Raw genomic sequence first — 824 nt, 5'->3', positions numbered from 1 at the left:
CGTGGTGGCGTGCGTCGACGATCCGGTGGGCGCGTTGAGCGTGGTGCAGGCCGTCGGCGACGCCGCCGTCACCGGTCGGCTGTGGCTGGTCACCCGGGGCGCGGTGCCCGTGCCGGGCGATCGTGGCTGCACACCCGACCGGGCCGCCGTCTGGGGGCTCGGCCGCGTGGCCGGGCTCGAACGGCCCCGGTCCTGGGGCGGCCTCGTCGACCTGCCCGCCGACCCCGGCGACCGGGACCTGACGCTGCTCGCCGACATCCTGGCCCGGGGCGAGGAGGACCAGGTCGTGGTCACCGGCGACGGTGCTCTCGTGCCGCGGCTGGTGCGCGCCTCGTCCCGCGAGGCCCGCGAATGGAAACCCCGGGGCACGGTGCTGGTGACCGGTGGCACGGGTGCGCTCGGCGGCCATGTGGCCCGGTGGCTCGCCGCCGAGGGCCCCTGCCGGCTGGTGCTGACCAGTCGGCAGGGACCCGCCGCGCCCGGCGCCGGGGAACTGGCGGCCGAGCTGACCGATCTGGGGGCCGAGGTCGAGATCATCGCCTGCGACGTCACCGACCGGGAGGCGCTGCGGACGGTGCTGGCCGAACATTCCCCGGACGCGGTCGTGCACACCGCGGGGGCGGGCATCCTCACCGACCTCGACCACTGCACCGCCGAGCAGTTCGCCGAGGCCACCGACGCGAAGCTGCTCGGCGCCGCCCACCTCGACGAACTGCTCGGCGACCGGAAGCTCGACGCGTTCGTGCTGTTCTCATCGATCGCCGGGGTGTGGGGCAGCAGCGGCCAGGGTGCCTACGCCGCGGCCAACGCCTACCTGGACGCCC

General features: G+C 75.8%; 1 protein-coding gene. It reads left to right on the top strand.

The annotated features are described in order from the left end of the window. A partial coding sequence (locus VT50_RS37940) for a beta-ketoacyl reductase (protein ID WP_143645404.1) occupies positions 1-824 on the top strand: 824 nt, incomplete at both ends.

The sequence above is a fragment of the Streptomyces antioxidans genome (assembly GCF_000968685.2).
In the GTDB taxonomy this organism is placed as follows: Bacteria; Actinomycetota; Actinomycetes; order Streptomycetales; family Streptomycetaceae; genus Streptomyces; species Streptomyces antioxidans.
This window is presented reverse-complemented; position numbering and strand designations above follow the sequence as displayed.